The sequence below is a fragment of the Melaminivora alkalimesophila genome, from assembly GCF_000282995.1.
Classification (GTDB): Bacteria; Pseudomonadota; Gammaproteobacteria; order Burkholderiales; family Burkholderiaceae_C; genus Melaminivora; species Melaminivora alkalimesophila.
Genome location: NZ_ALEE01000383.1, coordinates 1 through 435, shown reverse-complemented (window position 1 = coordinate 435; position 435 = coordinate 1). Strand labels below are relative to the sequence as shown.

Annotated in this window: 1 pseudogene; it reads left to right on the top strand. The window is 71.7% G+C overall.

Annotation, left to right across the window (positions count from 1 at the left end):
- Window positions 1–311, top strand: a pseudogene (locus tag A612_RS17360) (hypothetical protein); the annotation flags it as partial.
- Between the last annotated feature and the right edge of the window lie 124 nt (window positions 312–435).

Sequence of the window (435 nt, the reverse complement as noted above, 5' to 3'; positions counted from 1 at the left end):
TCGGCGCGGAGCTGGCCCAGGCCATCGCCCGCCTGGGCGTGGAGGTGGTGGCCTTCACGACCAGCGAGCGCGTGCAGATGGCGGCGCTCGGCATGCCGCTGGTGGGCGATACGCTGTACCCGCAGGTCAACGATGCGCAGCCGGAAGACTATTCCAACCCGCTGCAGCTGCTGGCGCGCGAGCTGGCCTTTACCGATCCGCTGACCGGTCAGGAGCGGCATTTCCGCAGTCGGCGCGCACTGCGTCCCCTGTCGGAGGTGGCGTCTCAGCACCGGCGGGTGGCTCACCCACCGCGCGGCGGATCGGCCTGACCGGTATTCAGCGGCGCGGCGCTGCGCCAGGCATGCGCACGGCCGTGACCTCGATCTCCACCAGCCAGGCCGGGTGCGCCAGTGCGGCCACCTGGAAGACCGAGCGCACCGGCAGCTGCGGTTG